This window comes from Bradyrhizobium sp. SZCCHNS30572 (assembly GCF_032484415.1).
Taxonomy (GTDB): domain Bacteria; phylum Pseudomonadota; class Alphaproteobacteria; order Rhizobiales; family Xanthobacteraceae; genus Bradyrhizobium.
On sequence record NZ_JAUESY010000008.1, the window covers coordinates 511,731 to 530,501 of the forward strand.

At 64.9% G+C, this 18,771-nt stretch carries 17 protein-coding genes; 13 read left to right on the forward strand and 4 right to left on the reverse strand.

Annotation, left to right across the window (positions count from 1 at the left end; genetic code table 11):
- Positions 1–88: 88 nt before the first annotated feature.
- A complete protein-coding gene (locus QX048_RS24890) occupies positions 89–706 on the reverse strand; it encodes a TetR/AcrR family transcriptional regulator (protein WP_315716607.1) in 618 nt (205 codons plus the stop codon).
- A gap of 190 nt (positions 707–896) precedes the next feature.
- On the opposite strand from QX048_RS24890, the gene QX048_RS24895 reads away from it, so the two are divergent.
- The 7 genes from QX048_RS24895 (at position 897) to QX048_RS24925 (ending at position 10,560) form a co-directional block, all read left to right on the forward strand.
- On the forward strand, positions 897–2,135 hold the full coding sequence (locus tag QX048_RS24895) for an efflux RND transporter periplasmic adaptor subunit (RefSeq protein ID WP_315753346.1): 1,239 nt from the start codon (positions 897–899) through the stop codon (positions 2,133–2,135).
- Positions 2,136–2,459: 324 nt separating this feature from the next.
- On the forward strand, positions 2,460–5,642 hold the full coding sequence (locus QX048_RS24900; RefSeq protein ID WP_315825428.1) for a multidrug efflux RND transporter permease subunit: 3,183 nt from the start codon (positions 2,460–2,462) through the stop codon (positions 5,640–5,642).
- 252 nt (positions 5,643–5,894) lie between these two features.
- The gene (locus QX048_RS24905) at positions 5,895–6,116 is read left to right on the forward strand and encodes a hypothetical protein (RefSeq protein ID WP_315825429.1); all 222 of its coding nucleotides are present in this window, start codon (positions 5,895–5,897) and stop codon (positions 6,114–6,116) included.
- A 318-nt stretch (positions 6,117–6,434) separates the two neighbouring features.
- The gene (locus QX048_RS24910) at positions 6,435–7,436 is read left to right on the forward strand and encodes an ABC transporter substrate-binding protein (RefSeq protein WP_315716713.1); all 1,002 of its coding nucleotides are present in this window, start codon (positions 6,435–6,437) and stop codon (positions 7,434–7,436) included.
- 105 nt (positions 7,437–7,541) lie between these two features.
- Positions 7,542–8,636 (forward strand): ABC transporter ATP-binding protein, encoded by a 1,095-nt coding sequence (locus tag QX048_RS24915; RefSeq protein ID WP_315825430.1) that lies wholly within the window; start codon positions 7,542–7,544, stop codon positions 8,634–8,636.
- 35 nt (positions 8,637–8,671) lie between these two features.
- Positions 8,672–9,784: an ABC transporter permease gene (locus tag QX048_RS24920; RefSeq protein WP_315825476.1), complete on the forward strand. Its 1,113-nt coding sequence runs from the start codon at positions 8,672–8,674 to the stop codon at positions 9,782–9,784.
- The gene (locus QX048_RS24925) at positions 9,781–10,560 is read left to right on the forward strand and encodes an ABC transporter permease (protein ID WP_315716602.1); all 780 of its coding nucleotides are present in this window, start codon (positions 9,781–9,783) and stop codon (positions 10,558–10,560) included. The genes QX048_RS24920 and QX048_RS24925 overlap by 4 nt, the downstream gene beginning before the upstream one ends.
- A 125-nt stretch (positions 10,561–10,685) precedes the next feature.
- Here the strand turns inward: QX048_RS24925 and QX048_RS24930 are convergent, their stop codons facing one another.
- Positions 10,686–11,585 (reverse strand): NAD(P)-dependent oxidoreductase, encoded by a 900-nt coding sequence (locus QX048_RS24930; RefSeq protein ID WP_315716601.1) that lies wholly within the window; start codon positions 11,583–11,585, stop codon positions 10,686–10,688.
- Positions 11,586–11,942: 357 nt separating this feature from the next.
- Positions 11,943–12,308 carry a hypothetical protein gene (locus tag QX048_RS24935; RefSeq protein ID WP_315825431.1) on the reverse strand — a complete coding sequence of 122 codons (366 nt, stop codon included), beginning with the start codon at positions 12,306–12,308 and terminating at the stop codon, positions 11,943–11,945.
- A 31-nt stretch (positions 12,309–12,339) separates the two neighbouring features.
- On the opposite strand from QX048_RS24935, the gene QX048_RS24940 reads away from it, so the two are divergent.
- The 4 genes from QX048_RS24940 to QX048_RS24955 all read left to right on the forward strand — a co-directional run bounded on the left by QX048_RS24940 (position 12,340) and on the right by QX048_RS24955 (position 15,509).
- A complete protein-coding gene (locus QX048_RS24940; RefSeq protein ID WP_315716598.1) occupies positions 12,340–12,534 on the forward strand; it encodes a hypothetical protein in 195 nt (64 codons plus the stop codon).
- Positions 12,535–12,759: 225 nt separating this feature from the next.
- A complete protein-coding gene (locus QX048_RS24945; RefSeq protein ID WP_315825432.1) occupies positions 12,760–13,278 on the forward strand; it encodes a GNAT family N-acetyltransferase in 519 nt (172 codons plus the stop codon).
- A gap of 376 nt (positions 13,279–13,654) precedes the next feature.
- Positions 13,655–15,025 (forward strand): hypothetical protein, encoded by a 1,371-nt coding sequence (locus tag QX048_RS24950; protein WP_315825433.1) that lies wholly within the window; start codon positions 13,655–13,657, stop codon positions 15,023–15,025.
- Positions 15,026–15,347: 322 nt separating this feature from the next.
- Complete coding sequence (locus tag QX048_RS24955) at positions 15,348–15,509, forward strand: hypothetical protein (protein WP_315716595.1); 162 nt, start codon at positions 15,348–15,350, stop codon at positions 15,507–15,509.
- Positions 15,510–15,595: 86 nt separating this feature from the next.
- Here QX048_RS24955 and QX048_RS24960 read toward each other — a convergent pair whose 3' ends face one another.
- Positions 15,596–16,057 (reverse strand): SRPBCC family protein, encoded by a 462-nt coding sequence (locus QX048_RS24960; protein WP_315716594.1) that lies wholly within the window; start codon positions 16,055–16,057, stop codon positions 15,596–15,598.
- A 159-nt stretch (positions 16,058–16,216) separates the two neighbouring features.
- On the opposite strand from QX048_RS24960, the gene QX048_RS24965 reads away from it, so the two are divergent.
- Positions 16,217–17,410 carry a LanC-like protein gene (locus QX048_RS24965; RefSeq protein WP_315716593.1) on the forward strand — a complete coding sequence of 398 codons (1,194 nt, stop codon included), beginning with the start codon at positions 16,217–16,219 and terminating at the stop codon, positions 17,408–17,410.
- Between the two features lie 63 nt (positions 17,411–17,473).
- Entirely contained in the window at positions 17,474–17,755 is a 282-nt protein-coding gene (locus QX048_RS24970) for a hypothetical protein (protein WP_315769318.1), read from the forward strand.
- The last annotated feature ends 1,016 nt before the right edge of the window (positions 17,756–18,771 follow it).

The following is an 18,771-nucleotide window of genomic DNA, read 5'->3' on the forward strand; positions in this document are numbered from 1 at the left end:
AATGAGGCGGCCGCAGGGGATCGCATTGCGCCCACGAGCACAAGACTTTGCGACGGCAGAGCACCCGCCGCTCAGCGCATGATGTCGATCAGTTCGCCGCCGCCGGCGCCCTCACCGACTGATCCTCGATCGCCTTGATCGCGACGACGGCGACCTGGGATAATGCCTCGCGGTCGGCGCCTGACGACGCCATCACGCTCATGCCGGTGATCACGGCGGAAACATAGCGCGCGAGCGCAGCGGGGTCGGCGGCTTCAGCCAGATCGCCTTCGCGCTTGGCGCGCTCGAAACGGTGCCGGAGCTGCTCCTCGGTCTGTGCGCGGCGGGCCGCGAGCTCGAACGGCACGTTGGAAGAGCCGGAGCCGCAGGCGAGACCGCCCTGCACCAGCAGGCAGCCGGGCGGATTGGAGGGATCGGTCTGTTTCTCGGCGACGCCCATCAGCATCCGCGCGGTGACCTCGTGGGCGGTCGGCGCGCTCAGCACCTCGTCCATCCAGGCCTCCCGTCGCGCCGTGTAGCGGTCGAGCGCGGCCCTGAGCAGGGCCTCCTTGCTGCCGAACGCGGCATAGAGGCTGGGCGGGTTGATGCCCATGGCATCGGTGAGCTGGGCGATGGTGGCGCCCTCATAGCCATGGCGCCAAAACACCTCCATCGCCTGGTCCAGCGCGGTGTCGCGATCGAAAGTCCGGGGCCGTCCGATGCCCATCTGCAAAACTCCTGTTCCGTCTCCGCCCCGTCTGATTCTTATCTAGTTGTTCTTGAACGCGATTTCTTTGATCTGGCGCAGTCCGCCGAAAGTCGGGCTACTATTTTCGTAGTATCCGTTACATAAGTCTCTTGCGAACGGGTTGCCAGCGCCACATTTGTAGCGAGCACTACAAATCTGGAGCGCGCCAATGCCTTCGTCCGAAATTCGTTCTTCCGGCCGCCTGAAGCGGTGGCTGAGCACCGTCGCCGCCGCCGGCTTGGTGATTGCCGCCGGCTCCTACGCCGGCTCCCAATATTTCCACTTCAGTTCCGCGCCGAATGCGGCCCGCGCTGCGGCCCCCGAACAGGCCGTCCCCGTTACGGTTGCCGTCGTCGAGCCGCGCCAGGCGAGCCTGTGGGACGAGTTCTCCGGCCGGCTTGAAGCCGTCGAGCGGGTCGAGATCCGGCCGCGGGTGGCCGGTGCCATTCTCGGCACCAATTTCACCGAGGGCTCGCTGGTCAAGGCTGGCGACGTCCTGTTCAAGATCGACCCGGCGCCCTACGCCGCCGAGGTCGACCGGGCGCAGGCGCAACTGGAAGCGGCGCGCGCCCGCGCCGCCTTCGCCGCCAACGAACTGGAGCGCGGCGCGCAGCTGGTCGGCAATTCCATCGTGACCAAGCGCGATTACGACCAGCGCGACAACGGCAATCGCGAAGCCATCGCCAACGTCAAGGCCGCCGAAGCGACCTTGCAGACAGCCAAGCTCAATCTCGACTACACGCAGGTGCGCGCGCCGGTCGACGGCCGGGTCGGCCGGATCGAGGTCACGGTCGGCAACCTCGTCGCCGCCGGGTCGGCCTCGCCGGTGCTGACCTCGCTGGTGTCCGTCAACCCGATCTATGCGAGCTTCGACGCCACCGAAGAGCTGGTGTTGCGCGCATTGTCGGCGATTGCCGACGGCTCGGGCAAACGCGGCAATCTCGACCGCATCCCGGTCGAGATGACGACCTCGGGCGGCATCACGGCATCCGGCCATATCCAGTTGATCGACAATCAGGTCAACGGGCAGAGCGGCACGATCCGCGTCCGCGCCGTGTTCAAGAACGAGGACGGCCGGCTGATCCCCGGCCAGTTCGCGCGCGTGCGCATGGGCCAGCCGCAGCAGCAATCGCTGGTGCTGCTCGACGAGCGCGCCATCGGCACCGACCAGGACAAAAAATTCGTGATGGTGGTCGGCGACGACGAGCGCGCTGTCTATCGCCCGGTCAGCCTCGGCGGCAGCGTCGACGGCCTGCGCATCATCTCCGCCGGCCTCAAGCCCGGCGAGCGCGTGGTGGTCAATGGCCTCCAGCGGGTGCGGCCAGGTGCGTTGTTGAAGACGCAGGTGGCCGCGATGGGCGCACGCGATGGGGCGGCCACTGACAACAAGCGACTGGCGCAGCGCTGATCATGATCGACAATGGCGGTCACCACACACGCGATGCCCACCCTCCCCTGGAGGGGGAGGGTCGACGCGCGCACAGCGCGCGGCGGGGTGGGGTGACGGTCTCAGTTGGTGAAAACCTGCTCGCACCTCCTCAGCCATCCGTGCGTCGCGGGTTCGTCTCAGTCGAGCACCGCACGCGCGGAGGGGCCGCCACCCCACCCCGTCTCGCATGTCGCTGCGCTCATGCGAGCCGACCCTCCCCCTCCAGGGGAGGGTGGGCACCGCGCCAGCCCTTAGACCAAGTCAGATAACGACGACCGACCTCTCCCGACCACGGGGCCTCCCATGAACCTCTCCAAATTCTTCATCGATCGGCCGATCTTCGCAGGCGTGCTGTCGACGCTGATCTTCCTCGGCGGCTTGATCGCGCTGTTCTCCATGCCGATCTCCGAATACCCCGACGTCGTGCCGCCCTCCGTGGTGGTGCGTGCGACCTATCCCGGCGCCAATCCGAAGGTGATCGCCGAGACGGTGGCGACGCCGATCGAGGAGCAGATCAACGGCGTCGAGAACATGCTCTATATGAGCAGCCAGGCGACCACCGACGGCGCGATGACGCTCACGGTCACCTTCAAGCTCGGCACCGATCCGGACAAGGCCACGCAGCTGGTGCAGAACCGGGTGCAGCAGGCCGAGCCGCGGCTGCCCGCCGTGGTGCGCCAGCTCGGGGTGATCACCAAGAAGAGCTCGCCCGACCTCACCATGGTCGTGCATCTGATCTCGCCCAACGGCCGCTATGACACCACCTATTTGCGCAACTACGCGGTGCTCAACGTCAAGGACCGGCTGGCGCGCATCGACGGCGTCGGCGACGTCCAGCTGTTCGGCGCCGGCGACTATTCGATGCGGGTCTGGGTCGATCCGCAGAAGGCGGCCGAGCACGGTCTCTCCGCTAGCGACATCGTCAAGGCGATCCAGGCGCAGAACGTCGAGGCCGCTGCCGGCGTGGTCGGCGCCTCGCCGAGCGTGAAGGGGCTGGACCTGCAGCTCTCGGTCAATGCCGAGGGCCGGCTGTCGAACGAGGACCAGTTCGCCGACATCGTGGTGAAGACCGGCGCTCACGGCGAGATCACGCGGCTGCGCGACGTCGCCCGCATCGAGCTCGGCGCCTCCGAATACGGCCTGCGCTCGCTGCTCGACAACAAGCAGGCGGTGGCGATTCCGATCTTCCAGGCGCCGGGCTCCAACGCGCTGCAGATCTCCGACAACGTCCGCGCCACCATGGCGGAGATCGCGAAGACGATGCCGGAGGGCGTCGAGTATCACATCGTCTACGACCCGACCCAGTTCGTGCGCTCCTCGATCGAGGCCGTCGTGCACACGCTGTTCGAGGCGATCGTGCTGGTCGTGATCGTGGTGATCCTGTTCCTGCAGACCTGGCGCGCCTCGATCATCCCGCTGCTGGCGGTGCCCGTCTCCATCGTCGGCACCTTCGCCGTGATGCATCTGTTCGGCTTCTCGATCAACGCGCTCAGCCTGTTCGGCCTGGTGCTCGCGATCGGCATCGTCGTCGACGACGCCATCGTCGTGGTCGAGAATGTCGAGCGCAACATCGAGAGCGGGCTGTCGCCGCGTGACGCCACCTACCAGGCGATGCGCGAGGTGTCGGGGCCGATCATCGCGATCGCGCTGGTGCTGGTCGCCGTGTTCGTGCCGCTCGCCTTCATCTCCGGCCTCACGGGCCAGTTCTACAAGCAGTTCGCGCTGACGATCGCGATCTCCACCGTGATCTCGGCGGTGAACTCGCTGACCTTGTCGCCGGCCCTGTCGGCGCTGCTGCTCAAGGGCCACCACGAGCCGAAGGATCGCCTCACCCGCATCCTCGACCAGAGTCTCGGCTGGTTCTTCCGCGGCTTCAACCGCGCCTTCGTCCGCGCCTCCAACAATTACAGCGGCAGCGTGTCCAAGGTGATCACCGGCAAGGCCGCGGTGATGATCCTCTATGTCCTGCTGGTCGGCGCCACCGCCGTGCTGTTCAAGCAGGTGCCGGGCGGCTTCGTGCCGGGCCAGGACAAGCAGTATCTGGTCGGCTTCGCGCGGCTGCCGGACGGCGCCACGCTCGACCGCTCCGAGGAGGTGATCCGCAAGATGAGCGACATCGCGCTGACGCAGCCCGGGATCGAGAGCTCGGTCGCCTTCCCCGGCCTGTCGATCTCCGGCTTCACCAACTCCTCCAATGCCGGCATCGTGTTCTCGACCTTGAAGCCGTTCGACGAGCGTAAGGATCCATCGCTGTCCGGCGGCGCGCTGGCGATGGAGCTCAACAAGAAATATGCGGGCATCCAGGACGCCTTCATCGCGATGTTCCCGCCGCCACCGGTCAACGGCTTGGGCACCATCGGCGGCTTCAAGCTGCAGATCGAGGACCGCGCCGGCCTCGGCTACGAGGCTCTGAACGACGTCACCAAGGCGTTCATGGCCGGCCTGCAGAAGTCGCCGGAGATCGCCGGCGTGTTCTCGAGCTTCCAGGTCAACGTCCCGCAACTGTTCGCCGACATCGACCGCACCAAGGCGTTGCAGCTCGGCGTCCCCGTGACGGAGGTGTTCAACACCCTGCAGATCTACCTCGGCTCCTACTACGTGAACGACTTCAACAAGTTCGGCCGCACCTATTCGGTGCGCGTGCAGGCCGACGCGCCGTTCCGCGCCCGTGCCGACGATATCCGCCAGCTCAAGGTGCGCTCCGCCTCCGGCGACATGGTGCCGCTGTCGGCGCTGCTCAACGTGCGACAGAGCGCAGGTCCCGAACGCGCCATCCGCTACAACGGCTTCCTGTCGTCGGATATCAACGCGGCAGCGGCGCCCGGCTTCTCCTCCGGCCAGGCGCAGGCGGCGGCCGAGCGGGTCGCGGCCGAGGTGCTGCCGCCCGGCTTCGCCTTCGAATGGACCGACCTGACCTACCAGGAGTTCATCGCCGGCAACTCCGGCCTGTGGGTGTTTCCGCTCGCGATCCTGCTGGTGTTCCTGGTGCTGGCCGCGCTGTACGAGAGCCTGACCCTGCCGCTGGCGATCCTGATGATCGTGCCGATGGCGCTGCTGGCGGCGATGTTCGGTGTCTACCTCTCGAAGGGCGACAACAACATCTTCACCCAGATCGGCCTGATCGTGCTCGTCGGCCTCTCCGCCAAGAACGCGATCTTGATCGTCGAATTCGCGCGCGAGCTCGAATTTGCCGGGCGCACGCCGCTGCGCGCTGCGATCGAGGCCAGCCGCCTGCGGCTGCGGCCGATCCTGATGACGTCGATGGCGTTCATCATGGGCGTGCTGCCGCTGGTGCTCTCGACCGGCGCCGGCTCGGAGATGCGGCGCGCGATGGGCGTCGCGGTGTTCTCCGGCATGATCGGCGTCACCGTGTTCGGCCTGTTCCTGACGCCCGTGTTCTACGTGCTGCTGCGGACGCTGACCGGCATGAAGCCGCTCACCCAGCATGGCGGCCACGGCACGGTGGCGGCTCAACCCGCGGAGTAAACAAGAATGTGAACGCGCGTGATGTCGAGCGCCCGGAAACGCGATCGTCTCTTGATTCGTAGAGACAAATGGCAGTCGGCGTCCCGATCACGCTCCCCGGATGATCCGTTTCACGATCAATTCTACAGAACTGTGAAACGGATCACAGACCAGCGCAGCGAGATGGAGGACGCCAACTCCAGCACGTTGCGCCGACCCGGCGGCCTGTCCCGCACCAGGCCGCCGGGTCATTTGACCACACGGAGTTGCAACATGGATTTTTTGAATCATCTTGTCGCCGCCAGACTGATGAAGACGGCAGAGGGTTTTGAACGCATCGGCGCACACGGTGCATCGCGGCGGCTGCCGGCTCCGACCCGTGCACGGGCCACGAGCACACCGGCGCTCGGTCTCGTCGTCGACAATTCGGCGGGGAGCGAACCGGTGCCGGCGCTTGCCTGCGCTGACGATCAAGGTTGCAGCGCCGGATTGTAGGACCGCAGCGCTCCAAACACGTCCCCGGGGGCGTGACCCCCGCCGGACCAGACCATGCGCCGGCAGCGGACGATCTCAACACGCCCTGCCGCAACGCGGCCGGCGCGGCGCCTAGCGCCAAAATGGCATCATCTCACGATCAAAACTCGCGCTTGCCACGGCTGGGAACAGCCGATAGCTTTTTTGAACCTTTCAAAGCGCGACGGATCATCCAGCATGTTTTCACGGCGGACCAGCCCCACGGGTGTGAAGGTGTCGAACGGGACGCCACGCGCGGCCCTCCCCGTCTCGAAGACGGTGCTGGTGGCGGCGGCAGCCATGCTGAGCGTCGCCGCGGCGGCGCAGGCGCGCGATCTCACGGTGGTGTCTTGGGGCGGCAACTATCAGGACGCGCAGCGCAAGATCTACTTCCAGCCGTTCGCCGCCAAGCTCGGCGCCACCGTGCTCGACGAGAGCTGGGACGGCGGCTATGGCGTGCTGCAGGCCAAGGTGAAGGCCGGGGTGCCGAACTGGGATGCGGTGCAGGTCGAGGCCGAGGAGCTCGAGCTCGGCTGCAGCGACGGCATCTATGAGAAGATCGACTGGAGCAAGATCGGCGACAAGAAAGGCTTCATCCCGGCCGGCGTGAGCGATTGCGGCGTCGGCGCCATCGTGTGGTCGACGGGCATGTCCTATGACGGCGACAAGATCAAGGATGGGCCAAAGACCTGGGCGGACTTCTGGGACACGGCGAAGTTTCCGGGCAAGCGCGGCCTGCGCAAGGGCGCCAAATACACGCTCGAATTCGCGCTGATGGCCGACGGCGTGCCGGCGACCGACGTCTACAAGGTGCTGAAGACCAAGGAGGGCGTCGAGCGCGCCTTCAAGAAGCTCGACGCGCTCAAGGCCGACATCGTGTGGTGGGAGGCCGGCGCGCAGCCGCTGCAGCTCCTGTCATCCGGCCAGGTCGCGATGACCTCGGTCTATAACGGCCGCATCAGCGCCATCAACCGCACCGAGGGCAAGCATTTCGGCTTCGTGTTTCCGGGCAGCATCTACGCTGTCGATAGCTGGGTGGTGCTGAAGGGCTCGCCGAACAAGGACGCCGCGATGAACTTCATCGCGTTTGCGAGCCAGGCCGAGAACCAGGCCAAGCTGCCGGAATACATCGCCTATGGCCTGCCGAACATCGCCGCCGCCAAGCTGGTGCCGGAAAAATTCGCCGCTGAGCTGCCGACCACGCCGGACAATCTGAAGCAGGCGATCGCGCTCGACGTCGGCTTCTGGACCGACAATTCTGAAGAGCTGTCGAAGCGCTTCAACGCCTGGCTCGCGCGCTGAGGCTCGCCGCTTCAGCAAACCGGGCGCGCGATGATCGTCGTCGCGACGCGCGCCTGCCCTCCTCGTGCATGAGTCCCGGCGAGGTCCGCGCCGAAAGCCTCCGTCATGGATACCCCCTTCATCTCGTTCCGGCATGTGGTCAAGCGCTTCGCTGCGCTGACCGTGGTCGACGATCTCGATCTCGATATCGCGCGCGGTGAGTTCGTCGCCCTGCTCGGGCCCTCCGGCTCCGGCAAGACCACGCTCCTGATGATGCTCGCAGGCTTCGAGCAGCCGACCAGCGGCACGATCGAGGTCGGCGGCGCCAGGGTCGACGGGCTGCCGCCGCACAAGCGCAACATGGGCGTGGTGTTCCAGAACTACGCGCTGTTCCCGCATATGAGCGTGCGCGACAACATCGCCTTTCCGCTCAGGATGCGCGGCACGTCCAAGCCCGAGATCGCGCAGCGCGTCGCCCGCGTGCTCGACATGGTCAAGCTGTCGGCCATGGCCGAGCGCAAACCGGCGCAGCTCTCCGGCGGCCAGCAGCAGCGCGTCGCACTCGCCCGCGCCCTGGTGTTCGAGCCGCAGGTGGTGCTGATGGACGAGCCGCTCGGTGCGCTCGACAAGAAGCTGCGCGAGCAGATGCAACTCGACATCCGCGACCTGCACCGCCGGCTCGGCCTCACCATCGTCTTCGTCACCCACGACCAGGACGAGGCGCTGACGATGTCCGACCGCATCGCCGTGTTCAACCACGGCAGGATCGAGCAGATCGGCACACCGCGCGAGATCTACGAGCTGCCGCGCACGCCATTCGTCGCCGAGTTCATCGGCGAGACCAACCTGCTGGCGTGCAAGCTCGACGAGCACGCGGGCGAGGTGATGCGGCTGACGACGGACTCGGGCCTCACGCTGTCGGCGCATGCCGGCGCCGCCCGCATCGATGGTGGCAAGGTGCAGGTTTCGATCCGTCCCGAGGCCATCCGGATCAACGATCATGCAGCGGCGACCGCGAACCGCCTGACCGCGCGCATCCTGGACGCGGTGTATTTCGGCGATCACGTGCGTCTGGTCGCCACGGCCGGCGCGCAGCGGCTGATCATCAAGGGCGATCGTGCCGGTCAGGCCGCGGAGGTCGGCAGCGAGGTCGTGCTGTCGTTCACGGCGTCGGATGTCTGGGTGGTGGGATCATGCGACCAGACTTCCGCCAACGGTTGACGGCAGTTCTGCTGCTGGCGCCGCTTCTGGCGTTCATGCTGTCGTTCTTCGTCGTGCCGCTGGTGACGATGATGAAGTCGGCTGTATCCGATCCAGTTGCGACCGAGTCCCTGCCCCGCACCCACAAGGCGCTGGCGCGCTGGGACCGCACGAGCGTGCCTCCTGCAACCGCACAGGCTGCGTTCATCGACGACATCCGCAAGCTGACCAATGACGAGCAGTTCGGCGATCTCGTTCGCCGCCTCAACAGCGCGCAGTCCGGATTCCGCAGCCTGCTCGGCAAGACCCGCCGCGCGCTCGACGGCACCGACGCGGTCGACCTCGCAGCAATCGACTCGCGCTGGAGCGAGACCTCCTATTGGACGACCATCGCCGAGGCCGTCGCCTCGCCCTGGACCGACAAGAACCTGCTCGCCGCCGTCGACCTCGAGCGCAACGCCGCCGGCAATATCGCTGCGATGCCGGAGGGCGCCTCGGCCAACCGCCTGATCATGATCCGGACCTTCGTGACCTCGGCGCTGGTGACGCTGGCCTGCATCCTCATCGGCCTGCCGTTCGCGATGGTGGCCGCCTCGGTCGACGGCTGGCGCCGGCAGATCCTGCTCGGCGCGGTGCTGCTGCCGCTGTGGACCTCCCTCCTGGTACGCACCGCGGCCTGGTATGTCGTGCTGCAGGACAACGGCCTGATCAACGCCACCTTGAAGGGGCTCGGCCTGACGTCAGCGCCGGTGCCGCTGATGTTCAACCGGCTCGGCGTCGTCATCGCCATGACACATGTGCTGCTGCCGTTCATGGTGCTGCCGATCTTCAGCGTGCTGATCGCGATCCCGCGCAATCTGATGCCGGCGGCGGCCTCGCTCGGCGCGCATCCGCTGCGCGCCTTCGTCCACGTCCTGCTGCCGCTGTCGATGCGCGGCGTCGTCTCCGGCGCCCTGCTCGTGTTCATGGCCGCGCTCGGCTACTACATCACGCCGGCGCTGATCGGCGGCGCCAACGATCAGATGATCAGCTCGGTGATCGCCTACTACGCCACGGGAGCCGCGAACTGGGGCATGGCCGGCGCGCTCGGCCTCGTCCTGCTCGCGATGACGATCCTGCTCTACGCCCTCTACATCCGGCTGACCTCGACCGAGGAGCAGCGCGCATGAAATGGCTGCCGCTCGTCAAGCTGCTGTTCGCGATCGCCGTCATCGTGTTCCTGCTCGGGCCGTTGATCGCGGTGCTGCCGCTATCGCTGACCGACAGCGTGTTCCTGAACTATCCCATTCCCGGCTATTCGACGCGCTGGTTTCGCGAGCTGGTCACCGCCGACTCCTGGCGGCTCTCGATCGTCAACAGCCTGCTGATCGGCGCGGGGACCACAGCCCTTGCAACGTTGCTCGGCACGCTCGCCGCGCTCGGCCTGCGCGGCAAGCCCGCCTCGCTGCTGTTCGCGACGCTTCGCACCGTGTTCCTGCTGCCGATGGTCGTGCCGGCGGTGGTGCTCGGCGTCGGCATGCAGCTGATGTTCTCGCGCTACGGGCTCACCAACACCTATCTCGGCGTCATCATCGCGCACACCGTCGTCGCCGTGCCGTTCGTGCTGGTCAACGTCTCCTCGGCCTTGCAGGGCGTCGATATCCAGCTCGAGCGGGCCGCCGCGAGTCTCGGCGCCTCGCCCGCCGTGGTGCTACGCTCGGTGACGTTTCCCATCGCGCTGCCCGGCATCATCTCCGGCGCATTGTTCGCTTTCGCGACGTCGCTGGACGAGGTGGTGCTGACGCTGTTCGTCGCCGGTCCCAATCAGCGCACCCTGGCGCGGCAGATGTTCGCCACCATCCGCGAGAACATCAGCCCGGCGATCGTCTCGGCGGCGGCCGTGTTCATCGTCGGGACGATCGTGCTGTCGCTGGCGATGCTCGCGCTCCGGCGGCGGATGGCGTGAGGGAAGGCACCGGTCCGTAGGGCGGATGAGCGCAGCGTAATCGGCCGCCCCGTGCGCGAACAGCCGCTATGCGCACAACAGCCGGAATGGCGGATTACGCTGCGCTCATCCGCCCTACGGCTGCCCTACCCCGCCTTCACGTATTTGCGCCAATTGTGCGCTTCCTTGAACCCGAGCACCTCGCGCGTCTTGCGGTTCGACAGCGGCGCCTCGTCGTCACCCATCTCGCGGGTCACCGGCACATTCGGACAATAGCGGCGCAGCAGCTCGCGCGTCGGCATCGTTGCGGTGACGGTGTCGTTGACCGCGTTGAAGACCTGGAAGCCGAGCCCGTCCTTCTGGATCGCCAGATGCACGATCTCGCCGAGGTCGCGAGCGTCGATATAGGACCAGGCATTGCGCTTGCGCGACGGCGGGTCGGCGAGGAAACGCGGGAACATGTCGTATTCATGCGGCTCGATGACGTTGCCGATGCGCAAGCAGTAGATGTCGATGCCATAGCGCATCGCAAAGGCGCGCGCGGTCTTCTCGTTCACGACCTTGGACAACCCGTAGGAATCCATCGGGTCGGTGTCGTAGTCCTCCTCGAGCGGAAAGCTCCTGAAGTCCTTGTCGCCCTCCGCGAAGCATACGCCATAGGTGGTCTCGCTGGAGGCGATGATGATCTTGCGCACGCCGAGCTTCGCCGCGGCCTCGATGACGTTGTAGGTGCTGATCGTATTCACGCGAAAGGTCTCATTGTCGGGCTCGATCAGCACCCGCGGGATCGCGGCGAAATGCACCACCGCATCCGGCGCCCGTGGCGGCCGGCCGGCGTTGAAGCCGCCGAAGCCATGATGCGTGGTCAGCGCGTTGAAGGCCTGGCCGCTGTCCGTCAGATCCGCGATCAGGGTGTTGATCCCGGGGTGATCGAACGGCTTGAGATCGACGTTGAGGAGCGCGTAGCCCTTGTTCTGCAGATGCGGCAGTACATGCCTGCCCGCCTTGCCTGTTCCCCCGGTGAACACCACGCGCTTGGCTGTCATTGAGCTCGTCATCCCCTGTGAGTGCGTGATCGCTTCTAGCAGTTTCCAGCGAAGCTGCTCCACAAGGAACTTGCAGCCTGCCGCGCGGGACGCGGCCTGCTTTCAATGCCGCGTGGAAGCCTATTGCCGCACTGCGTTGATAGCTCCGCCTCCCGACGGGTGACGTCAGGCCAACCGCCCGCGGTCCAGCCTGCGCGTCATTCTGCCGATCCGAAATCGCCTCCCATCGCGACACGGCAATCTCTGGATGCGTCGCCGGCACATCACCCGATCGCGATGCAAACGACGATCATTCGCAGAATTTTTTCGGCGCTGAGTAGCCAAGTTTCCCATTTTCGGATAGGTAATATAGTGCGGTCACAATGTATTGGGACGGCAGGTTCGTCCCTGAAGGGATATTGTCATGAGATTGTCGTCGAGTGTCGTCGCGTCCTCGGCTGCCGCCGTGCTGGCAACCGTCCTGCTGTGCGGTCCTGCCGCATCGCAAATCACACCAGGCTCCGCCCCCTCGCTTCCGGGCGTAACGGTCGACGCACCGAAGCAGGCGACAAAGCTCCAGAGGTCGAAGACCACGGCCGACACCGGGATCTCGCGCCGCACGCGGTCGACGGCGTCGTCGACGGCGCGCGCGCCGTCAGTTGCGTCGGACTCCGTGGAAGCCAGGATCGCCAAGCTGGAGAGAGCCGCCAGCAGCTGCAACGGCGGCTGCGAGACCAGCTTCAAGTCGGGCAATGCGCCTTGGGTCGGATGCAGCTTGTCCGGTCAGGAATTTTCGCATTTCGATACGACCTGCTCCGACACCCTCAGGTACAAGCACTACGCGGACTGTGCGGAGACCAAGGCGTTCCTGGGCTGGGATCGCAACAAGGTCTGGCTGCATTGCAGCAGCCTGCTGGCCGGCGGCAAGTTTCAGGTCGCCGAGATCAAGCGGTTGAAGCGCGCCCAGTAGTTTGATGGCTTCACCTCTCGGCCTCATCTGAGGTCAGCTCCTGTGAGGTGACGTCTGGCGGCCTGCGCTTGCGGCAGGCCGCATTGTTTGCAGGCCGGCTGGCATGTCGGCCTGTGAAGGCCCGTAGGCCGAGGAGTCGAGCACGCGCATGCGGCGAAGCGCTCGCCCAAGGGCGCCGCTTTCACGCGAAGATTTTTTCACGCGAGGACGATGGAAAGCCGGTCCATGAGCCCTGCTGCAACGATCCGGCGCCTGCGGGCCGACGATGCGGCATGCTTCAAGGCCCTTCGTCTGGAGGCGCTGACGATCAGCCCGGAATCGATGGGCAGCACCTTCGAGCTGGAGAACGGGCTTGGCGTCGAATGGTTCGCCAGGCGGCTCGAGGACACCCACACCCTCGGCGCCTTTCGAGACGGCGAGCTTGTCGGCACGCTGGGCTTCGTCGTCCAGCAGGGGCCGAAGCACGCCCATAAGGGCCGGCTGTTCGGCATGTACGTTAAGCCAGCCTTTCGACGGAGCGGGCTCGCGCGCCTGTTGGCGAATGACATCCTGGATGTCGCGCGCGAGCAGGTCGAGATCGTTCAGCTGATCGTCGTCCAGGACAATGTGCCGGCGCGACGGCTCTACGAAAGCATCGGCTTCGTGGAATTTGGCCTGGAGCTGAAAGCCGCGAAGGACGGCGGCCGATACTACGACGAGGCGCACATGGCGCTCGACTTCAGTCGTGCGGCTGACAGCACCTGACAACCGAGCTGCTGGGATCGATCGGTTCTCCCATTCAAGGCGATGGCGGCATGGGCCGCAGTCACGAGCTGATGAGATGCGCGCAGCACAGGGGAGCCCGACATCACGATCACCTTGGGACGCCACCGGCCGCTGATCCAGACCCCCTGGGACGAAGCGGCCGTTCGGGTCGCGATCGACGACATTGCAGCCGACACGATCGCCCAGTTCGATCCCGACAATTTCTGGCCGGCCCATCCCAGCGACGACGGGACGGCAGACGGTGACCCCAGCTTCTACAAGGGCGCGGCGGGGGTGATCTGGGGGGCTGGACTACTTGCTCCGTATCGGTGCGACAGGCCGTGCGAAGGACTTCCGCCCCGTGCTGTCGAGGCTAATGGAGCGGACGGTCATCGATCACGCAGCCAACTCGCCTGCCGACTACGAGAAACACGGCTCGCTGCTCCGTGGCGAGGTGGGGGCCGCCCTTCTCGCCATGCGGCTCACGCCACTGTCGAGCCTCGCCGACCTCATTCATTGGCACGCCGAGAAGAACGACGAACTGCCGATCCGGGCAGCTGATGATTTCGTTCCTTTGCACTTGCTCGCTTCGAGACGCCTGACGGCGGGGCTGCCGGCAGAGATTGCGACGCGTTTTGATATTGCTTTGGCTCTTGGCAAGGCGCAATCTGATGACACTGGATGGCCGACTTTTCGTTGGCCTCACGATTTCACCAAAACATTCTTTTCTGGCCCCTTCAATCTCATTCGAAAAGGGAGAATTGTCGTGAGACTTGCGATTTTTGTTGTCGTGGCCCTGTTGGGATCTTCGGGCGCGGCTTTCAGTGAGGCGAGCGATTGCAATATCGAAGCTTTCAAGGCGATGCGCATCGAGGATTCTTCCCTTGCAGTCATGCTCGCCCAGCTCAAGTTGATCAATGAGGCGAACTATGAAGAGGCAAAGAAGTCTGCCTCCGCAATCATCCCCGAATATTTCGCTGGAGATTTCAAGAGCTTCGCGGCAAAGCGCGCCAGCATGTACCAAGAGACGCGGTTCAACTATAGCGTTGACGAAGCGAAGCATCTGGTGACGTCGGGCGTCGATGAAAATGGCCTTGCCGCCTACACGGCCTGCCTTCAGTCGAGATCGCCCCTGACCGCTGTGGTGACCAAGAGCCCCAGCCAGCAGATCGTCAGCTTACGAATCCGCTTCGAGCCTAAGAGCGCGATCCCGAACCCCAATCCCCTCATCATTCAGGTCATTGGCGGAGAGTCGTTTGGCGTTGTCGGCGACCAGAAAGACAAGATCGTCGAGGCTAGCGTCGGTCCCGGAGAGCGGATCTACGTCTTCAAGCGAGTACCAAACTCGGAATTTGTCGCCGTCGTACAGATGCCGTCGCTCAGTCTCGCTGCAAATGACGTTTCGTTACCTCCACCACCGGTCTTGAAGGAGATCGTGCAGACAAAAAGCATATCGGTCAATGGCGGACCTATGCATCTCGATCATCCTACAGGCGCGCCGGTCGGCAAATCAGCAGGCCCGGTGCAAACATGCGCTGCGGCGGACGCAGGTTGGGAGCTGATACCCGATACCGCTGCTCTTTCCTTTTCCGAAACACGTCCGGGGTGCTTTACCGGAAAGAGCGCGGTCGCCGACGAAAGCAAGGTCTGCTTCAACGTGACGCTCAGCATCAACGCGGGTGACTCCTGCGACGTCAATTGGACCGTCTCCACCAAACAGCGTCGCACCGTGAAGGTGTTTCAATAAGCGTGCGGCTCCGGATCTCGCAAGAAGGCGGTTGGATGGCGATCAAGCACTGAGCGACCGTCCCACCGTCGGCCAGGCGCTTGGCACGGCGCTCATTGCCGCGGCAGGAGCGACCGTCCTACGCCACTGCGATGTCCAGCATTTGCCGCCGATCGGCGGTTTCGTCGTCCTGCTCGGGCTTGCCGCCGCCGCGCCTGAGGAGACCGGGCGGCCTTCGTCCAGCCGGGACTTTCGCGTCCAATGCCGGTCAGCATCTGTGCCGAGATGAACCTTCTGCCTGCTGCCTTGACCTACTCAAGGGCGGGAGGAGATCGAGGTCGCAATGACGGCTCTGACCAAGGCATTTCATAAGGCATTTTCCGAAGCATCCGACAGTACGAAACACGAACTGCTCAAACAGTTCCTTCTGCTCTGTGCCGCCATATTGCTGGTGTCGGCGATGGCGCTGACCTACGGGACGGATCTGAGCCACGGCTTTTTCTGATCGGTCTTTTCTTGCTCCGCGTCGGTGAACGGCGGCCGGTGATCGGCATACCCATGTTTGCCGCGGGCATGAGCGGAACGCCCGGCCTATCGCGCCTCGACGAGCGCCGCGAGCTTCGCGAGCGCCATCCGCCAGCCGGCCTCGTTGTCGGCGGGCGATACGCCACGGGGCAGTCCATCATGCGTGGCAAGGAGTTTGGTCCCGCCATCCGCATCGGCGAGCGTGATCGTGATGGTCATCTCGCCGCGTAGCGCAGGATCCGTGGTCTCGAACTCGTCCACTTCGACAACCTGCTCATTCGGGACGAGCTTCACAAAGCGACCGCGATACGTATCCGTGTGCGCCGTCGTCTTGCCGGTCCCGGTCGGCACGTCATAGGTAAGCGAAATCCGCAACGCGCCGCCTTCACGGGCGTCGAACGCATGCACGTCGCAGGTCATCCCGTCCGGCACCTTCCATTTTGCGATCGCGCGCGGATCGAGCAGCGCTCGATAGACCGCCGGCCGAGGCGCGGCGATGTAGCACCGTATCGAAAGGGTCTCGCGCATGTTCATTCCCCGCGGACCTTGGGCATCGTCTCGAGCCATCATCCGATAGGACCGATGGTGTACCGACGGCAGGCTTTTGGATAGGCTGGTTGCCAATCATGCGCCCCGCGGCCTGCCTGCTTGACGCGACCGACGGACAGCACCCGAGAGCCCGACACGATGATCACCCTGGGACGACATCGGCCGCTGGTCCAGACTCCCTGGGACGAAGCGATTGCCCTGGCCGCGATCGAAGACATCGCGGCCGATGCGATCGCCCAATTCGATCCCGATCATTTCTGGCCGGCCCACCCCAGCGACGACGGGACCGCCGACGGCGATCCCAGCTTCTACAAGGGCGCCGCGGGTGTGATCTGGGCCCTCGACTACCTGCATCGTGTCGGCGCAACCCGAGCGACCAAGGATTTCCGCCCCGTGCTGTCCAGGCTGATGGAGCGGACGGTCATCGACCACGCAGCCAATTCGCCTGCCGACTACGAGAAACATGGCTCGCTGCTCCGTGGCGAGATGGGGGCCGCCCTGCTCGCCATGCGGCTCACGCCACTGTCGAGCCTCGCCGACCTCATTCATTGGCACGCCGAGAACAACAACGAACTGCCGATCCGGGAGCTGATGTGGGGTCTGCCGGGGTCGATGGTCGCGGCGGTCCACATGGCGGGGATGACCGGGGAAGCGCGCTGGCGCCGCCTGTTCGAGGTGCAGGCGGCACGGCTGTTGGCCGAGCTGGAGGACACACCGCAGGGCCCGCTCTGGACCCAGGATCTATATGGCGCCAAGGACCGCTTCCTCGGACCCGTTCATGGTTTCGCCGGCAACGTCATCCCGTTGTTGCTCGGATGGGACTGGCTGACGGCGGCACAGCAGGCTCACGTGGCCGCCTTCGTCCCGAAGGCGCTCGCGGCCAACGCATGGCGCTATGACATCGGAACCACATGGGGACCGCGAAGCAAGCGTGAGAAGCGGCTGTTCCTCTGTCAGCACTGTCATGGTGCCCCGGGCATGGTGACGACCTTTGCCGACGCGCCGTTCGCGACGCCGGACTTCGACGCGCTGCTGCTGGACGGCGGACGCTTCACCTGGGCCGCCGGACCACTGACCAAGGGCTCGAACCTCTGCCACGGCACCGGCGGAAACGGCTACGCCTTCCTCAAGCTCTATCGCCGCACCCACGACCCGGTTTGGCTCGACCGCGCGCGCCAGTTCGCGATGACCGCCATCGTGCAGGTTCGCGGCGGCCAGATGGTCGCCGGCCGCGGACGCTATTCGTTATGGACCGGCGACGTCGGCCTCGCCGTCTACCTCTGGGATTGCATCACCGGAGAGCCACGGTTTCCGACGATCGACGTGTTCTGAAGCAAGTTGGGGACTGCTATCAATGTCTGTTTCGAGCAAGGAAGAGACAAGCACGATATCATGATGCAGGTCTTCCTGATGTTCAGCTTTCGTGTGAACGAGACCTTCGCCCTTGAAAGTCGCCGGTTGTTTGTTCTGGCTGGCGAGATGGCAGGTGGGCAGATTCAGGCCGGCATGATCGTCAGCGTGCCGCTAAACTCTTCGCTATCTATCTCTGCCCCCATTCACAGCATCGAATTTGCCCGTAGAACCGGTGGGCGAGACGATGTCTGCCTCTGCATTGCCTATGAAGACTCTGATGAACTCGAAATATGGAAGGGACTTGATCTCAAAACGAGATCGTAAAAGGCGTACCCACGGCACACTCCGTCTAACCCTCTTGCTGGAGGTCTCTTGAGTGACAACGGCGACCTTCCAATAGAGCGCGCCAAGTGCTTTCGTCCGGTTCAGATCGGGGAGCCGGTCTTGTCGGCATTGGTGCGCGGTCGTCTCTTTGCCCCTCATCCGCATCCAGATCGCCTACGCCAGAAAAACTCGTTTTGACTGCGGCCTCAAACACATGTCTCTGTCCAGTCTCCCGAGCATGAAGATTCTTGTTTCTTTTTTCCAGAATTTATGCTTCTATCTGCCCGTCCCGTCTCACAAGAGGGGCGCTTCGCGGTCGTCACGAACGTCGAGGCGGGATGCGGTGGGCGTGTCGATGTTGCAGCGTGGCTGAGCCGCGCCGACGAACGACGTCGATGCGCACGGTCAAGTCGCGTGGTCCTGGCATCCCGACGCTGATGCCCAGCGCAAGGTGCGCAAGCGCGTTGTGCGATACGGTGGCCAGAAAGCCCGGCGCACCGGGGAGATCGCGAAGCAGCCGTCAAAACCATCGCGCGGGGAATGCCGGGTGTTCTCGGCTGAACCTGTGGTGACTGCCGCCTGCTTTTTTTCTGCAGGCGGGCCATGGGTGCGGCCAGCGCCCGGCATTCCCCGTGCCCTCTTCGACGAAGAGGGAGGTCGATCAGAACAGCTCGGACGCAAAGCGCGCCGCGAGACAGCGAAGCCATGTCTGAAATCCAGACCGCAGCATCCACCCGACACACCCGTCCGACGATCAGCAGGCCGCCGATGAAGCGAAAGAGCGGCACCGCGAAGCGCCCGGGCATCCCACTCTTGTCTGGGCAAGCCCCGCGATGTGGATGGCCGGGCCTTTGCCGCGCCGAAGCGACCGCGGCCGCGCAAGCGGGACGAGCCCGGCCGGGACGACGCGGCGACAGAAGGACAGATGCATGAATTCACGACTATGGTCGCCCTGCCCTGGGGCTGGCGGACCCGCGACGCGAGCCACGGCTGATGTTTGGCTTCGACGTCAGAGG